Here is a 15,144-nt window from a genome sequence, read left to right as displayed (position 1 = left end):
GAAAAACTGCGGAATCGAGGCGACTACTCTTCGGCTGCCAGCGACGCCAAGAGCGCTTCCAGTTGGACCCGTTCGTTCGCGCCCGCAGTGATTCGGTAGTCGGCCTCGCCGATCCGTTCCATCAGGCGGATGGTCGTCCGCTCGTCGAGGTCGAAGTCCCACGCCGAGCGGTGGAGCTGGTCGATGATGTCGCCGCCGGCCATCCCGGTGTCGACGAGCAGCGTCGCCAGGCGGCCGCGCGCGGTCGCGAAGTCGCCGTCGATAGCGGCCTGTACCATCTCCTCGATGTCCTCCGGACGCGCGGTCGAGGTGATCAGGTAGACGGCCTCCTCGTCGACGACCTCGCCCGTCGTCGCGGCCGCCTGCAAGGAGTTGATCGCGCGGCGCATATCGCCGCCCGCGGCGTACACGAGCGCGTCGAGGCCGTCCTCGGTCACCTCGATGCCCTCCGTCTCGGCGATGTCTTCGACCTGCTGCCGGATGGCGTCGTCAGAGAGCGGCGAGAACCGGAAGACGGCACACCGCGACTGGATCGGGTCGATGATCTTCGAGGAGTAGTTACACGAGAGGATAAAGCGCGTGTTGTCGGAGAACTGCTCCATCGTCCGGCGCAGGGCCGACTGGGCGTCGTCGGTCAGCGAGTCGGCCTCGTCGAGGAAGATAATCCGGTAGTCGTAGCCGCCGAAAGAAGAGCGCGCGAAGTTCTTGATGCGGTCTCTGACGACGTCGATCCCGCGCTCGTCAGAGGCGTTCAGTTCGAGGAAGTTGTTCCGCCAGTCGTCGCCGTAGATCGCGCGGGCGATCGCGGTGGCCGAGGTGGTCTTGCCGATGCCCGCAGGACCCGCAAAGAGCAGGTGCGGGAGGTCGTCCTGCGCGACGTAAGACTGCAGCCGTTCGACGATCTCCTCTTGGCCGTAAATATCCTCGAGAGTCTCGGGCCGGTACTTTTCGATCCAGATCTCACGCCCCGCCGGAACGTCCTCGGACGAGTCGGCCTCACTCATACGCGTGAGAGGGACCCGCCGGCCCATAAACCACCCGCGTTCCGTCGCGGTCCACCCGGTCCATCACTGGGCGCTTCGACCGCGCGGAACGAAACCGGCAAGCCCGCGAGCGCCGAACAGGGCGTATGCGCGTGACAGTCGAAGTCGTCGGCGAGGGCGAGAAAGCAGTCGACGTCGACGACGACGAAACGTACGCCGACGTCGTCCGGTCAGTCGGCTACTCGCCCCACGAGGTCTCCGTCATCGTCGACGGCACCCCCGTCCCGGAGGATCAACCGGTCGAATCCGCCCACGTGCGGGTCCTGCGACTGATCAAAGGCGGGTGAACCGGCTGGAGCCGGATGCTCGCCTCGTTCGAACGCAATCTTAACCCCCGCCGCCTATTCTCCGACGTGACACACGCCGTCCGCGAGGCGACGCCGGCGGACGCCGACGACGTCGTCCGCCTGCTCGACGCCGCGATGCTCGAAATCGATCCCGAGCGGGTGCGCCGTCGAATCGCCGCGGGCGACGTCCTCGTCGCCACTGTGACCGAATACGGGGCTGAGGATCAAGAGCGGGCCGAAGCGGCCGACACAGACCGGGTCGAGAATGGTGCCGACACCGCTACGAACGACGGGACTGACGCGCCGGACGACCGGGTCGTCGGCGTCTGCGTGCTCGCTCGCGTCGACGGTACGGACGATGCAGGCAAGTGTAGTCGAGCACTCGCGGCGGACGATCCCGAGCCGTCCGAGATCGAACAGATCGCCGTCCACCGGTCGCGCCGCGGTCGCGGAATCGGGAGCCGCCTCGTCGACGCCGCCGCCGAGCGAGCAGACGGGCCGCTCGTGGCACGCTTCCACGAGCAGGTGCGTCCGTTTTACGACGCGCTCGGGTTCGAGATCGTCGAGGGCGGGGAAAGTGCTGGAGAAATCGAATCGGAGAGAAGTGGTGGAGAGACCGATGCGGAAAGAAGTGGTGGAGAGACCGATGCGGAAAGAAGTGGTGGAGAGACCGATGCGGAAAGAAGTGGTGGAGAGACCGATGCGGAAAGAAGTGGTGGAGAGACCGATGCGGAAAGAAGTGGTGGAGAATCCGATGCGGGAACCGACGACAAGGAGACAGACCGAGCGGAGGACCGCCGCGACGACCGCCTGTGCGGGGTCCTCAAATGAGCGGCGCGACGAGTTCCCGGCCCGCCGACAGCAACGCATCGGCGCGTTCTCGGCTCTGCGCTTCGGCGTAGATTCGCATCTTCGGCTCGGTTCCGGACGGCCGAACGAGGAGCCACGACCCGTCCTCCAGGAGGAGTTTGAAGCCGTCGAGCGTCACGACGTCGGCGATGTCGCGGTCGGCGACCCGCTCGGGCAGGGCGTCGTCGAGGTCGTCGATGACGCGCTGCTTCTCGGCGTCGGGACAGTCGAGGCTGATCTTGTCCGCGACGATGTCACCGTGGGCTGTGAGCAGGCGGTCGACGCGGGCGTCCATCGCCTCCTCGCTCGCGGCGGCGGCCCCGAGCAGGCTCATCAAGACGCCGTCTTTCTCGCGGATGTGTCCGCGGATCGAGAAGCCGCCGGACTCCTCGCCGCCGATGAGGGCGTCGTGCTCGGCCATCGCCCGCGCGACCCACTTGAAGCCGACGGCGGTCTCGAACACGTCCTGACCGTGCGCCTCGGCGATCCGGTCAATCAGGAACGTCGTCGAGACGGTCCGGATCGCCGGGCCGGCGTCCGATTCGAGGAGGTAGTCGTAGGCGGCGGCGTAAAAGAGATTCTCGTCGAGGTGGCCGCGCTCGGGCGTCACGAACGCGACGCGGTCGGCGTCGCCGTCGTTCGCGATGCCGAGGTCCGCGTCGTGGGCGTCGACCGCCTCGACGAGCGGTTCGAGGTTCTCTGCGCTCGGTTCCGGCGGCGTTCCACCGAAGTCGGGATCGCGGTCGTCGCGGATGCTGACGACCTCGGCTCCCGCCGACCGGAGGAGTTCGTCGGTGACGCCGCGGCCAGAGCCGTGCATCGCGTCGTGGACGACCGTGAGCCCCGAGAGGTCGGCGCCGACGAGTTCGCGGGCGTGTTCGGCGTGCGGCGTCACGACGTCGACCGTCTCGATCGTGCCGTGTTCGGATTCCGGGAGGAGGTCCGGTTCGGCGAGGCGCGCGGCGACCGCGTCGGTCACCTCGGGGAGCGCGGGCGCGCCGTCGTCGGGGATGAACTTCACGCCGTTGTACTCCGGCGGATTGTGCGACGCCGTCACCATCAGCGCGCCCGAGAGCCCGCGGTCGACGGTCGCGTAGGCGACGAGCGGCGTCGGCCGGTCGCGCTCCGGCAAGAGCACGTCGAAGCCGTTGCCCGCGAGCACCGCCGCGAGCGAATCGGCGAACCCCTTCGAGGTCGCTCTGGCGTCGTAGCCCACGAAGACGGGGTCGTCGTAGCCCTCGTCCGAGAGGTAGTCTGCGACCGCCTGCCCGACGATCCGTACGCGCTCGTCGGTGAACGTGTCGAGGGTCGCGCGCCACCCGTCCGTGCCGAAGGAGATCGCGTCCATATCGGTCCGTCCTCGTCAGCGACCAAAAAGGTGCGGCGAAGCGGCCACTTGGACGACGGAACGGCCGACCAACGGGCCGGCTCGCATCTGACACCCGCCGCGCTTTTCGCCCTCGGTCCCGGAGTGAGTACAATGATCTCGGTCGTCGCAGTCTGCGGCAGTCGGCGCAGGATGAGTTACACCAGAAAGTCGCTCGAATTGGTGCTCGAAGCCGCCCGCCAGGAGGGTGTAGAGACGGAACTGCTCGACCTCGGGGCGGTGGACCTTCCGCTGTATCATCCCGACGTCGACGAGCAGGGCGACTCCGCGCGCCTGACGCGGATCGTACGCGACGCCGAGGCTGTCGTGGTCGGCTCACCCGTCTATCACGGCTCGTACTCCTCGGCGTTCCGCAACTTCCACGATTACTGTTCGAAGGACGAGTACCGGGACACCGCCGTCGGCCTCGTCGCGACCGCGGGTGGCGGCTCCTACGGTGCGACGCTCGAACATATGCGGAGCACGATCCGCGGCGTCTACGGTCACACGGTGCCCGAACAGGTGGGGATTCGACGCGCTTCCGAGAAGTACGATGGCGACACGCTCACCGACGTCGACGTCGCCCGCCGACTGGAAGAACTGGGCGTGGCCGTCGTCGCCGAGGCGCGGCGGCTCCATCCCGAGGCCGTCTCAGATAGGGATTATCGTAAGTCCTCATAGATTTCTCGCCGGACGATACGGCGAGAATCTCCGAACAGTGACGATAATCCCTAAGAGTAGTCCGACCTGGCGCCGTCGTCGATTCAGCCACCCCGACGCCGTCGTCGATTAGTCCAACCCGACCAGCCGCTCCTTCTGGGCGCGAGAGAGCTGTTTGATCTCGTACTCGCGAGACATCGCGGCCGACTTCGAGTCGAAGGACTCGACGTGGACGAGGTCGACCGGCGTCCGTCCCCGTGTGTACTTCGCGCCCTCGCCGGCGTCGTGTTCGGCGACGCGGCGCTCGACGTCGGTCGTGTAGCCCGTGTACAGCGAGCCGTCGGCACACTCCAAGACGTAGACGTAGTGGTCGTCAGTCATCGTCGACATCACTCGTGGGTGGCGAGAGCGGCGGGTGCGAGGTCACTCGACGTCGATCGTCTCGACGACGTCCGCGAGCGCGGCGCTGTCGGGCGAGGCGTGACTCACTGCGAGCGGCGAGACGCTGACCGCGGCGTCGACGAGTGCGCGCCGGTCGCTGCCGACGGGGTAGCGCTGTCGGTGCTCGTCGGTCGGCGGAAACGGGCTCTCCCAGCCGACGACGCCGGGCCACGTCCGGTCGTGAAGGCGGACGAGGCGTTCGTCCTCGGTCAGTTGGCCCTCGTGGTCGTCGACGTCAACCGGGTCGGCCGGTTCGACCTCCTGCTCGTAGTCGTGGTGCGGCTCTGTGAGGATGACCGGCGGCGAGGAGGCGTCCACCGGGGCGTTGACGTTCAGCAGGTCGACGTCGTCGTAGACGCCGGATTCGAGCGCCCGGGCGACGAGTCGCCGCGCGATCCGTGCCGGGCGCGCGAAGTCGTACTCCTCGGGCGGCGAGAGGAAGAAGTCCGTCGAGTGATACGCCGAGATGGCGAGCGCGGGGGTGCCGAGGAACGCCGCTTCGATACCCGCGCCGACCGTCCCGGAGCGACCGACGACGTAGTTGCCGGCGTTCGGGCCGTTGTTGACGCCGGAGACGACGACGTCGAAGTCCGTCTCCAGCCCGCGAAGGCCGTAGGCGACGCAGTCTGCCGGCGTACCCGAGAGCGCGTAGCCCCACGGGTGATCGCGGATGACGGCGGTGTGGCTCCGCGTACGTCCGACACCGCTCTGGTTGCCGTCCGGAGCGACGACGGTGACGTCGCCGAGCGCGGTGAGTTCGGTTCGGAGCGTGGCAATGCCCGGCGCGTCGATGCCGTCGTCGTTCGTCAACAGGATCTCGGGGCCCTCACTCATTGCAGAGAACGTTCGTGGAGAGTCAAGTAGCCCTTCCGATCCCGCCGTCGAGCGAACGCTGTCGCTCTCGGGGACGTGGGAATTGTGATCGGACGGGGGTTCAGCCGTCCGATAGATACGGAGTACGGCTTCGCGTGGTGGTCTATTTCCGCTTCAGTGGTCACGCTGTGCGGGTTCGACGTCGCGCGACCTCCGCAATACCCGCGTTCGCCGAGCAGTTTGGACAGGCGAGGAGTCGCCCGTACTCGTCGGCGAACACGCGTGCGAAGCGATCGGAGACGTGTGACCCGCAGTGGTCACAACTTGGCATGCGTGTGTCCGGCAGCCACCATTGCCGGTACCTGCGCTACGAGCGCACGGCATATATGGCTTCCCGCGAACGCGCGCGGGAGTGCAGAACGTCCAGAAATGCGCCACAAAATCGACCGTTTGTTTGTGAGTTGGTGACACAGGTCGGGTGCAGGCTCGCGGTCGAAGACGTCGCCGATCCGGGCCTCACTGGGAGCGGGCGTCGCTGACGGCGCGAGCGACGAGGCCCGCCTGCGTCCCGGCGACGAAGCCGGCATCGACGTTCACGACCGAGAGGACCGTACAGGATTGGAGCATTCCCGAGAGCGCCGCGGCCCCGTCGCCGCCGTGGCCGTAGCCGGTCGAGACGGGGAGTCCGATGACCGGCGTGTCGACGAGTCCCGCCACGACGGTCGGAAGTGCGCCTTCGCGTCCGGCGGCGACGACGAGGACGTCGGCCGCGCGGAGCACGTCGAGGTGATCGAGGATACGGCCGAGGTGCGCCACGCCGACGTCGTCGACGCGTTCGACGGTTGCACCCATCGCGTCGAGGACGGTCGCCGCTTCGCCGGCCACCGCCGCGTCCGCCGTCCCGCCGGTGACGAGCCCGACCGTCGCATCGAGCGTCGGGGGGTCGAAGTCGGGTCGTTGTGCGACCAGCGTTCGCGCGCGCTCGTCGTGCGACAGGTCGATCGAAGCGTCGACCTCCTCGGCGACGGCGACGACGTGATCCTCGGAGACACGGGTGATGAGCGCCCGGCCGGTCGAATCGAGGGCGGCAGCCGCGAGCACGGCAACCTCCGCCGGTGTCTTCCCCTCGGCGAGGATGCCCTCGGGCGCGCCGCGTCGCTGCTCACGAGCGGCGTCGAATCGACCCGCATCGGTGGTGACGTACCCCGCCAACCGCGCCTCGGCCTCCGTCGGCGAGAGATCGCCCGCCGCGACGGCTTCCAGTACTTCGCGCATACGAACCACTCCGGGAGTGAGCGTCACGTACCTGTCGCTTCACACTGTCGGATAGAGCTATTTTTCGGGATAGTCATCACCCGAGTGACGAACTTCGCTACAGACGTCCGACAGTCCCAGCGCGTCTCACCGCGGGCGACTCGACGACGGCCGGATCGAGCGGTCGGCCACCCGATGTGGGCCCGCTTGTGGCCCGTATCGCCCAATATCGAAAGGAAGGGTTAATGTGCCCCCTGGGTATATAAATTATTCCCATAGGAAACCCCATAGACGACCCGTATGGACGGAGACGCCGGCGTTTTGGAAAATATTTTTATATAGTGCCGATATAGGGGGACGTGTATGGCAGACCTCATTGTCAAGGCAGCCGTCAAGGAAGCGCTCCAGGACAAGAACGTCGCTTCTGACTTCTACGATGCACTCGACGCAGAAGTGAACGAACTGCTCGAAGACGCCGCCCGTCGCGCGGAAGAGAACGACCGCAAAACGGTCCAGCCCCGCGACCTGTAAACCGGCGATTCGATCCCGATTTTTTGTGGCCACGACGCCGACCAGCGATAGCGCCGCCGATCGTAGCGGTCCCGATACCGACAGCGACCGGCGATAGCGCCGCCGATTGCTCGAACAGCGGTCAATAGACGGTCGTGAGGCCGACTACTCCCGAGTACGGACGTCGACGCCGTCGTCCATCCCCACGTACGCCTCGTCGACGAGGTCAACGAAGAGACCGTGTTCGACGACGCCCGGGAGCCGGGAGAGGTCCTGTGCGAGTCCATCAGGATCGTCGACCGTGCCGAACTCGCAGTCGAGGACCAGATTCCCGTTGTCGGTGACGACCGGCCCGTCCTTGCGCTCGGCCCGACGGAGCGTCACGTCCCCGCCGAGATCCGCGACGTCGCGTTCGACGGCCGCCCGGGCGTCTGGGAGCACTTCGACCGGCACCGAGCGCGAGAGCGTCTCGACGACTTTTGTGGGATCGGCGACGACGACGAAGCGGTCGGCCGCCGCGTCGACGACCTTCTCGCGGGCGTGGGCCGCGCCGCCGCCTTTGATCGCCGCCAGGTTTCGATCGAGTTGGTCCGCGCCGTCGACCGCGACGTCGACGCCGTCGATCTCATCGAGCGACCGGAGCGGAATTCCCGCTTCGCGGGCGAGCGCACGGGAGTCGAACGATGTCGGGACGCCGCGGACGTCGAGTCCATCCGCGACCATCCGGCCGATAGCGCGGATCGCGTGCGCGGCCGTGCTGCCGGTGCCGAGGCCGACGACGTCGCCGTCGGAGACGAGTTCGGCCGCGCGTTCGCCCGCGCGTCGCTTCTGATCGTCGGTTCCGCCGGTCGTCTTCATACGCGTCGTCTCGGCGACGTGCGGCACAAAGCTTCCGCTCCGCAATCGGTGGCATTCGACAGCGACGCTGGTTCGGCACTACAGACGCTCTACGACGGCGTCGGCGTCGTACGCCAACGACAGCGACCGCGACCGGCCGCGACCGTCGATGTCGGCGTAGTCGGCGTCGACGACCCCGAGGCGGTCCAGTTTGTTGACGATCTCGGAGTAGCGGGTGTAGCCGAGGCCGGTCTCCTCGCGGAAGGCTTCGTACACCTCTCCGGCCTGACTGCCGTCGTGTTCGGCGACGACGCGGACGAGGTCGCGCTCGCGATCCGAGAGGCCGCGGAGGCTCCGCGAGAGGTGGACGTACTTCGACTTCTCGTAGGCGGCCTCGACGTCTTCGACGGCGACGGTGCGACTGGCGCGCATCTCCGCGTGGAGTCCGGCGCGGCGCAGGAGGTCGATCCCGACCCTGAGATCGCCGCTCTCGGCGGTGAGTTCGGCGACGCGATCGAGTTCGGGCGCGCCCACGACGCCTTCGTGGAAACCGCGACGGGCGCGCTCGCGGAGGATGTCGACGATCTCGTCGACGTCGTAGACGGGGAAGTACACCTCCTCGGGCCGGAAGACGCTCTGGACGCGCCCGTCGAGTTCGTCGATCACGTCGAGCGAGAGGTCCGAGGAGATGACGACGACGCCGATCCTGGCTCCCGAGTGCGCCTCGTGAGCCCGAAGGAGCGAGTAGAGCGTATCTGAGGCCTCGTTCTCGTAGAACAGATAGTTCACGTCGTCGAGCGCGACCGCGAGCACCTCGTCTTCCTCGACCAGTCGGTCGGTGATCTGCCCGAACAGTTTCTTGAACGAGATGCCCGACGAGGGCGGTTCGTACTCGAAGATGTGCTCGAAGATACGCGAGAAGACGGCATAGCGCGTCGAGTCGACCTGACAGTTGACACGAACGGTCTCGACGCCGCCCTGCGCGCCGAGTTCGCCGAAGAGTTTCTGCACCGCGGTCGTCTTGCCCGTTCCCGGTGGGCCGCGGACCATCGTGTTCAGGGGGCGCGAGCCACGGACGGCGGGTCTAAGTGCGTACTTCAGACTCTCCAGTTGACTCTCGCGGTGCTCGAACGTCTCGGGGACGTAGTCGATCTCGAAGACGTGTTCGTCGCGGAAGACGGACTCGTCCCACGACAGCATCCCCTCGTCGGGGTCGTCCCTCATCGATTCAACCACGTCGAGGAGTCTACTTAATCGTTCCCCAGACGACGGATATCGTAGCGTTTGCAACTCATTGCGCAATCGACCGCACGACCGCGTGCGACCACGCGCGTGGAGACGCGCAAGTGCTACTATAGTGCCGCCGGCCGATGTGACCTGCTCACTCGGTGACGAGTCGGAACACGCGGTAGACGGCGAAAAAGCCGACGCCGAGGGCAACGAGACCGACCGCGAGCGCGGTGTACGACGCCGAGCCGCGGAGATACGGCCCGAGGCCTGCAAACGCGATCGAGAGGCTGATCGCCGCGAGCGCGAGGTAAAACAGGATGAGCGTCGCCGTCCCCAGCACGTCCCAGATCGCGTCGCGGGTGGCGCGATAGACGAGTTCGTAGGTGGCGTCGCTGTCGGGCGCGAGCGGCGCGTCACGGCTCTCCTCGTCGGCGGACGTTTCGGGGGCCATACGTGTTCGTTCGCCGAACTGAATGAAAAATCTCCGCTCGGAAGTGGGTCGAATCAGAACTTCCGCAGCAATCGGTCGTAGAAGCCCGATTCGTCGCCGTCGGCCAGTTTCTCGACGATGAGCTCGGGCGTCGAGCGCGCGAGGTGGTCTTTGACCGGCGAGCGGTTCACCACGAGTTCGCCGTCTTCGAGGCCCAGCGCCTGGATGCCGTCGACGGCGACGTCGAAGTCTGCGGCGTCGCGGATCTCGCCCGCCAGGTGAGAGACGAAGACGGCCGTCGCGGCCTGTTCGTCGAGCGCCTCCAGGATGCCGGCGACGATCTTCGCGGACGCGCCGGGTTCGGTGATGCTCTCCAGTTCGTCGACGAGGACGAGCCGGTTCGTCGCGCCGTCGGCCAGGCTTCGGAAGTCCCGCAGCGTGCTCTCGAATGCCCCAGCGTCGAGCGTTCCCTGCGTCTTCGCGTAGTAGTGTAATTCCGAGAAGCGTTCGAGTTCGACGCGCTCGGCGGGTACGGGCAATCCCATCTGCGCGAGAACGACGACGAGCGCGACGAGGTCGAGCGTCGACGTCTTCCCGCCGGAGTTGACGCCCGACAGCAACGTCGCCCCCGAGACGCCGTAATCGACGGGGTCGACCTCGCCGAAGGCGACGTCCAAGAGCGGCGAGCGGCCCCCCTCGATGAGGAAGCCGTGGGCGTCGCTCGCAGTCCCGCCTTCTCGCGTACCGCTCGCGTCGGTGTCCAGTCCGTCCACGAACTCGGGGAGCGTGCAGTCGAAGTCGTCAGCGAATCGGGCGACCGCATATGCGACGTCGACTTCGAGCGCGTCGCGGACGAGCGCCTCGACGGGGTCGCGAAGCGCCGAGAGATCCGACGCGAGTTCGCGCTTGAGGCGGGCGGCCCGGCGGTCGCGGCCCGCTTTGAGTTCCGTGCGGAGCCGCGAGACGACCGACGACTCGTGTTCGACGGGAAACGCGGGGTCGTTCGGGAAGGCCCGCTCGGCGAAATCCGCCTCCTCGGGACGGAGGTCGAGCGCGTCGACGAGGTGCTCACGCGCGGCCGCGACGGCGTCGTCGTACTCGTCGTCGAGTTCGCGATCCAAGAGTGAGTCGACGCGCGCACCCTGTTCGACCAGCGAGAGGAAGTCCGTTCCCTCGATGGTGACGTCACGCTCGCGGATCGCGTCGCGGAGGCGGTCGTTGGCGACTGATTCCGCGGTGGCGACCGTCGCGTCGAGGTCGTCGACCGCGGTGGTGAGGCGGTCCAGTTCCGCGTCCCCGACGATCGTCCCGTCGTCGTCGAGCCGAGCGAGCGCGTCGCGGAGGGCGTCGATATCGCACGGTGCGTCCATACCGGCCGCCTCGTGCACTTCCGCGGCCGCGAGGATCCGCGAGCGGTTCTCCGCGAAGAACGCCAGAACGCGCTCGGGGACGATCTCGTCGGGGTGTTCGAGCGCGTCGGGGCGCACGCGGACGTCGCCCTCGACGTCGACGCCGGCGAACTGCTCGTCGAGGGCCACGACAGTCGAGTACGAGCGGGCGAGTTCGGCGAGTCCGCGGGTGTCCTCGACGACTTCGACGGAGAGTTCGGGGAACGCCTCCTCGGCCGCCGCGAAGCGCTCGGCGTCGGCCGTGGCGAGACAGCGATCGCGGACGCGACGAGGCGACGGCGGCGCGAGCGGTTCGACGCCGTCGAGCGCGTCGAGAGCCGCGGGGTCGGGGTCGCGCTCGGTCGCACGGTCGACGAACGCTCGGACCTCCGCGATCCGCGAGGCCGACTGCGTCGGGTAGAGCGTCGCGACGCGCTTTGCGGCGTAGTCGGTGACGGTTCGCTCACGGAGGAGACCGAGGACGTCGTCGTAGATCTCTCGGGCCCGGTCGGTCGCAAGAAAGCCGCCGTCGTCGTCGTGTCGGCGGCGGATCGCCCCGCGGGCGACGGCGGCCGCCCGTCCTTCCGAGAGTCCTGGTGCGCGAGCCAGCGTCGCCACGTCGCCCTCGCTGAGTGCCCGTTCGGCGTCGTCGAGTTCCGACAGCGCCGCTGCCGTCTTCTCGCCGACGCCCGGGATGGCCTCGAACTCCATTCGAGGATGCCTTCGCTCGCGATCGGACAAAACGTTACGGGTGTGACGCTCGGGTGACAGGGCTCGATCCGCCTCGGCGTCTACGACAACGTGCTTTTGGGACTGCACCCGGTAGTGCGGGTATGCGAATCGAGACGGGTGCGGACGCCGACGTCGACGCCGCTGCCGAGACGGCTGGGGGCGAGGACGCCGACGCACAGTCGGTGACGGAGAAAGCAGCGGCGGTCCGCGAGTCGCTCGGCGAACGCGACGGCGTCCTGATCGCGTTCTCCGGCGGCGTCGACTCCGCGGTGGTCGCCGCCTTGGCGCACGACGCGCTCGGCGACGATGCGGTGGCGTGCACGGCCAAGTCGGAGACCCTCCCAGCGGCCGAACTCGACGACGCCCGCCGCGTCGCCGACGAGATCGGCATCCGCCACGAGATCGTCGAGTTCTCCGAACTCGACAACCCCGACTTCGTCGTCAACGACGGCGACCGGTGTTATCACTGCCGGACGATGCGACTGGGCCGGATGTACGAGGCGGCCCGCGACCGAGGGGTCGGGACAGTCTGTGACGGGACCAACGCTTCCGATCCGGGCGAGGGGCACCGGCCGGGGCTCCGCGCCGTCGACGAACTCGACGTCCGCTCGCCGCTCTTGGAGGCCGGTATCGAGAAAGACGAAGTCCGCGCGATCGCCGACGAGTACGGACTCTCGGTCGCGGACAAGCCCTCGATGGCGTGTCTCTCCTCGCGGATTCCCACGGGGCTCGAAGTGACGACCGAGCGGCTCACGCGCGTCGAGAAGGCCGAGCGCGTGCTCCGGGAGTGGGGCTTCTCGCAGTTCCGCGTCCGCGACCACGACGGTCTCGCGCGGATCGAGATCGCCGCCGACGAACTGGAGGCGGCGCTCAATCACGACTTCGTCGTCGCCGCGCGCGAGCACCTCACGGATCTCGGCTTCGAGCACGTGACGCTCGATCTCCACGGGTATCAGACGGGCAGTGTCAGTCCAGCGGGCGAGGACGAGCAGGACGGCGCCGACAGCGACGATTCGGGCGACGAACCGCTCGTCGAAGACGTGTTCGGGACCGAGTACCCGACCGCCAGCGAGTGAAGCCGCGGCAGCGGATGGTCGGAGCGTTGTGAACCTGATTCTGGCTGTCCGGAAGGGCACAGAGAGCCGATAGCTCAGGCCGCACGATCTTCGCGGGACGCAAGCAGCAGACGAAGCACCTCGTAGCCGAGCACCAACCCGACCGCGATCCCGCCGGCCAGCGCCGGGCGAAGATTCAGCTCGGTGACCCACCGGAGGACGGCCGGATCGGGGCTACCGAGATACCCCACGACGACGGCGAGCAGCCACACCGGACGGCGGACAGTGTCGACCGCGAGACGGGCCCGCAGCATCCGCCGCGAGCGGCCGTAGCGGCGCAGGAGGAGCGACACGAGTTCGAACACCCCGACGAGGGCGCCCGCGATGATCAGAGGCGTGTACACCGCGAGGCCGTTGGCCGTGAGCGTCTCGACGACCACCGAGGGGAGAAGGTCGTAATAGCCCGTCGGGGCCGGCAGGGGACTGAGGAGGTACCCGACGAGCGCCGCGAGCACGGCAGCATAGGGGCGGCGGGCCGCCAGTCCCTCGGCGGTGGGAGCCAGCGAACCTCTCCCGGTCCACCGCAGCACGAACAGCGTCCCCTCGAACAGCGTGATCATCGTCGCGCCGATGATGATCGGGGCCATCCCGGTCGGGTCGGGGCTGACGAGGAACGCGAGGCCGAGGAACGTCCCCCAAAAGAGGAGGCGGCGGTCTTCGAGCCACCGCCGCGTGACGAGGTTCATCATAATCGCCAGCATCACGAACAGCGGGATCTGGAAGATGATGGCGTTGTACCCCATCAGGATGAGGATGAGGTTGAACGTCTCCTTGAGACCGAACGCCACGAGCGCTGTCCCGGTGGTATAGGAGGTGAAGTACGCGAAGATCGCGGGAAGGACGAGGAAGTGCGCGAAAGAGATGCCGACGAACGCGAGAATAAGGCTCGTCGGGACCGCAGCGAGGTAGTAGCGCCGTTCTTTGGGGTACAGTCCCGGTCGCATAAACAGATACGTCTCGTAGACGAACGCCGGCAAGCCGACCACGAGGCCACCGAGTGCGGCGACCTTCAGTTCGGTCAAGAGGAGTTCGAGCGGGCCGTACACGCGCGGTCGGCGGTCGACCATCTCCGGCGCGCCGGGGATGTGCTTGTTCCAGAGGAAGTCGATGACCTCGGTGGAACTGACGAGGTTCAGACCGAACGCCGAGTTGACGAGGTCGGCACCGGGATACAGCAGGAGCGTGACGATGCCGCCGATCCCGAGAACGACCGCCAGCCGGCGGATCATCTCCTCGATGTGTGCCGCAAGCGGCATCTCCTCGTCGCTCTCGGGGCCTTCGGAGACGAATCCCTCGTCGACGCCGGGCTCTGAAATCTCCGCGGCCCCGGGGCCGGGACCGGCCTCTGCGTTCGCCGGGGCGCCGCCGTCCGTGCCGGCGACGGCTGGGTCGTCGCCAACGGCTGGATTGTCGCCGACAGCCGCTTCGGGGGCGGCGGCGTCGGGATCGAAAGTCGCAGGGGCCGGACCATCGGTATCGACGTCCGAGTCGGTCGTATCCGCGTCGACGCCAGGGTCCGAAGTCGCGGAGTCGGAGTCCGCCGTTTCGGAGTCGGCGTCGTCAGCCGGCGCCGTGTCGTCGGCGTCTCCGTCATCGGTGGGCGAACCGTCGAAATCGCCGTCTTCGGACTCGCCGTCTTCGGAGTCAGCGGCGTCAGCGTCGGCCGTCAGTTCGTCGACCGTCGCCGCCGAATCGACTTCGGTGGGTGATTCGGCGTCGGTGGACGAGTCAGAATCGCTATCGGCGTCAGGAGACAAGTCAGAACCGCTATCGGCGTCGGTGGACGCACCAGGTCCCGGTTCGGAGTCGTCGCCGGACGCGGTTTCGGAGTCGTCGCCTGATTCTGCGTCTGAGGTTGAGCCGTGAGCAGACGATCCGGGCACGTCGTCGGCCGCAGACGGCGCTCCGTCGGTGTCGGACTGCGCCGCGTCGTCCGGGGACGAGTCGGCGCGAGATGAATCCGCGGCAGCGTCTGACGAGTCTGCATCGGCCGTAGATGCGTCGGCGTCGGGCGTCTGGTCCGCGTGCTCCGAATCGTCGGCCATTCACCAGAGTTTCGCCGCCCGGATCTTATAGGCCTTTCCGCATCGGCGCGCTGCTATGTGAACGCTGTCACCCGCTGAGACGACGACGGCCGGCCGCCGCGGTCCGGACGCGCCGGCGCGGCGGTCGAAAAGATTGATAACTGC

The 15,144-nt window shown here is 67.5% G+C and carries 15 protein-coding genes and 1 pseudogene; 5 read left to right on the top strand and 11 right to left on the bottom strand.

The features are described from left to right. Window positions 1–23 precede the first annotated feature (23 nt). Window positions 24–1,004: a replication factor C small subunit gene (locus NO347_RS05665; protein WP_256288672.1), complete on the bottom strand. Its 981-nt coding sequence runs from the start codon at window positions 1,002–1,004 to the stop codon at window positions 24–26. 125 nt (window positions 1,005–1,129) lie between these two features. Between NO347_RS05665 and samp2 the strand changes: the two genes are divergently transcribed. Together samp2 and NO347_RS05655 are read left to right on the top strand one after the other, a co-directional pair. Then, window positions 1,130–1,330 (top strand): ubiquitin-like small modifier protein SAMP2, encoded by a 201-nt coding sequence (gene samp2, locus NO347_RS05660; protein WP_256288671.1) that lies wholly within the window; start codon window positions 1,130–1,132, stop codon window positions 1,328–1,330. 66 nt (window positions 1,331–1,396) lie between these two features. Then, the gene (locus NO347_RS05655; protein ID WP_256288670.1) at window positions 1,397–2,161 is read left to right on the top strand and encodes a GNAT family N-acetyltransferase; all 765 of its coding nucleotides are present in this window, start codon (window positions 1,397–1,399) and stop codon (window positions 2,159–2,161) included. On the opposite strand, the gene NO347_RS05650 is transcribed toward NO347_RS05655, so the two are convergent. After that, complete coding sequence (locus NO347_RS05650; RefSeq protein WP_256288669.1) at window positions 2,154–3,527, bottom strand: phosphoglucomutase/phosphomannomutase family protein; 1,374 nt, start codon at window positions 3,525–3,527, stop codon at window positions 2,154–2,156. The genes NO347_RS05655 and NO347_RS05650 overlap by 8 nt on opposite strands. A gap of 132 nt (window positions 3,528–3,659) precedes the next feature. Between NO347_RS05650 and NO347_RS05645 the strand changes: the two genes are divergently transcribed. Continuing rightward, window positions 3,660–4,226 (top strand): NADPH-dependent FMN reductase, encoded by a 567-nt coding sequence (locus NO347_RS05645; RefSeq protein WP_256288668.1) that lies wholly within the window; start codon window positions 3,660–3,662, stop codon window positions 4,224–4,226. A 108-nt stretch (window positions 4,227–4,334) separates the two neighbouring features. On the opposite strand, the gene NO347_RS05640 is transcribed toward NO347_RS05645, so the two are convergent. From NO347_RS05640 to larB, 4 genes are all read right to left on the bottom strand, one after another. Beyond that, the gene (locus NO347_RS05640) at window positions 4,335–4,586 is read right to left on the bottom strand and encodes a GIY-YIG nuclease family protein (protein WP_256288667.1); all 252 of its coding nucleotides are present in this window, start codon (window positions 4,584–4,586) and stop codon (window positions 4,335–4,337) included. A gap of 42 nt (window positions 4,587–4,628) precedes the next feature. Continuing rightward, entirely contained in the window at window positions 4,629–5,480 is an 852-nt protein-coding gene (gene surE, locus NO347_RS05635) for a 5'/3'-nucleotidase SurE (protein WP_256288666.1), read from the bottom strand. 160 nt (window positions 5,481–5,640) lie between these two features. Further along, complete coding sequence (locus NO347_RS17350; protein ID WP_425492345.1) at window positions 5,641–5,790, bottom strand: DUF7563 family protein; 150 nt, start codon at window positions 5,788–5,790, stop codon at window positions 5,641–5,643. Window positions 5,791–5,975: 185 nt separating this feature from the next. Continuing rightward, window positions 5,976–6,734, bottom strand: coding sequence for a nickel pincer cofactor biosynthesis protein LarB (larB, locus tag NO347_RS05630; protein WP_256288664.1), 759 nt, complete (start codon window positions 6,732–6,734; stop codon window positions 5,976–5,978). A 342-nt stretch (window positions 6,735–7,076) separates the two neighbouring features. Here larB and NO347_RS05625 point away from each other — a divergent pair, with 342 nt between their 5' ends. Continuing rightward, on the top strand, window positions 7,077–7,244 hold the full coding sequence (locus NO347_RS05625; protein ID WP_121568646.1) for a DUF1931 family protein: 168 nt from the start codon (window positions 7,077–7,079) through the stop codon (window positions 7,242–7,244). 144 nt (window positions 7,245–7,388) lie between these two features. On the opposite strand, the gene rpiA is transcribed toward NO347_RS05625, so the two are convergent. From rpiA to NO347_RS05605, 4 genes are all read right to left on the bottom strand, one after another. Continuing rightward, on the bottom strand, window positions 7,389–8,081 hold the full coding sequence (rpiA, locus tag NO347_RS05620; RefSeq protein WP_256288663.1) for a ribose-5-phosphate isomerase RpiA: 693 nt from the start codon (window positions 8,079–8,081) through the stop codon (window positions 7,389–7,391). 78 nt (window positions 8,082–8,159) lie between these two features. After that, complete coding sequence (locus NO347_RS05615; RefSeq protein WP_256288662.1) at window positions 8,160–9,284, bottom strand: ORC1-type DNA replication protein; 1,125 nt, start codon at window positions 9,282–9,284, stop codon at window positions 8,160–8,162. Window positions 9,285–9,441: 157 nt separating this feature from the next. Further along, the gene (locus NO347_RS05610) at window positions 9,442–9,741 is read right to left on the bottom strand and encodes a hypothetical protein (RefSeq protein WP_256288661.1); all 300 of its coding nucleotides are present in this window, start codon (window positions 9,739–9,741) and stop codon (window positions 9,442–9,444) included. 53 nt (window positions 9,742–9,794) lie between these two features. Then, the gene (locus tag NO347_RS05605; protein WP_256288660.1) at window positions 9,795–11,819 is read right to left on the bottom strand and encodes a MutS-related protein; all 2,025 of its coding nucleotides are present in this window, start codon (window positions 11,817–11,819) and stop codon (window positions 9,795–9,797) included. 122 nt (window positions 11,820–11,941) lie between these two features. Here NO347_RS05605 and larE point away from each other — a divergent pair, with 122 nt between their 5' ends. After that, on the top strand, window positions 11,942–12,916 hold the full coding sequence (gene larE, locus NO347_RS05600) for an ATP-dependent sacrificial sulfur transferase LarE (RefSeq protein WP_256288659.1): 975 nt from the start codon (window positions 11,942–11,944) through the stop codon (window positions 12,914–12,916). Between the two features lie 551 nt (window positions 12,917–13,467). Here the strand turns inward: larE and tatC are convergent. Continuing rightward, window positions 13,468–15,000 (bottom strand): annotated as a pseudogene (gene tatC, locus NO347_RS05595) (twin-arginine translocase subunit TatC); the annotation flags it as partial. Window positions 15,001–15,144 lie beyond the last annotated feature (144 nt).

This window comes from Halobellus inordinatus, from assembly GCF_024464655.1.
In the GTDB taxonomy this organism is placed as follows: domain Archaea; phylum Halobacteriota; class Halobacteria; order Halobacteriales; family Haloferacaceae; genus Haloquadratum; species Haloquadratum inordinatus.
The sequence above is the reverse complement of the archived record's forward strand: the minus strand, read 5'-3'. Positions and strand labels throughout refer to the sequence as shown.

Coding starts and splice junctions, on each gene's coding strand:
- NO347_RS05625 (WP_121568646.1), top strand. CDS start 7,077: ATGGCAGACCTCATTGTCAAGGCAGCCGTCAAGGAAGCGCTCCAGGAC.
- NO347_RS05610 (WP_256288661.1), bottom strand. CDS start 9,741: ATGGCCCCCGAAACGTCCGCCGACGAGGAGAGCCGTGACGCGCCGCTC.
- NO347_RS05615 (WP_256288662.1), bottom strand. CDS start 9,284: ATGAGGGACGACCCCGACGAGGGGATGCTGTCGTGGGACGAGTCCGTC.
- larE (WP_256288659.1), top strand. CDS start 11,942: ATGCGAATCGAGACGGGTGCGGACGCCGACGTCGACGCCGCTGCCGAG.
- samp2 (WP_256288671.1), top strand. CDS start 1,130: ATGCGCGTGACAGTCGAAGTCGTCGGCGAGGGCGAGAAAGCAGTCGAC.
- NO347_RS05605 (WP_256288660.1), bottom strand. CDS start 11,819: ATGGAGTTCGAGGCCATCCCGGGCGTCGGCGAGAAGACGGCAGCGGCG.
- NO347_RS05640 (WP_256288667.1), bottom strand. CDS start 4,586: ATGACTGACGACCACTACGTCTACGTCTTGGAGTGTGCCGACGGCTCG.
- surE (WP_256288666.1), bottom strand. CDS start 5,480: ATGAGTGAGGGCCCCGAGATCCTGTTGACGAACGACGACGGCATCGAC.
- NO347_RS05665 (WP_256288672.1), bottom strand. CDS start 1,004: ATGAGTGAGGCCGACTCGTCCGAGGACGTTCCGGCGGGGCGTGAGATC.
- larB (WP_256288664.1), bottom strand. CDS start 6,734: ATGCGCGAAGTACTGGAAGCCGTCGCGGCGGGCGATCTCTCGCCGACG.
- NO347_RS05645 (WP_256288668.1), top strand. CDS start 3,660: ATGATCTCGGTCGTCGCAGTCTGCGGCAGTCGGCGCAGGATGAGTTAC.
- NO347_RS17350 (WP_425492345.1), bottom strand. CDS start 5,790: ATGCCAAGTTGTGACCACTGCGGGTCACACGTCTCCGATCGCTTCGCA.
- NO347_RS05650 (WP_256288669.1), bottom strand. CDS start 3,527: ATGGACGCGATCTCCTTCGGCACGGACGGGTGGCGCGCGACCCTCGAC.
- rpiA (WP_256288663.1), bottom strand. CDS start 8,081: ATGAAGACGACCGGCGGAACCGACGATCAGAAGCGACGCGCGGGCGAA.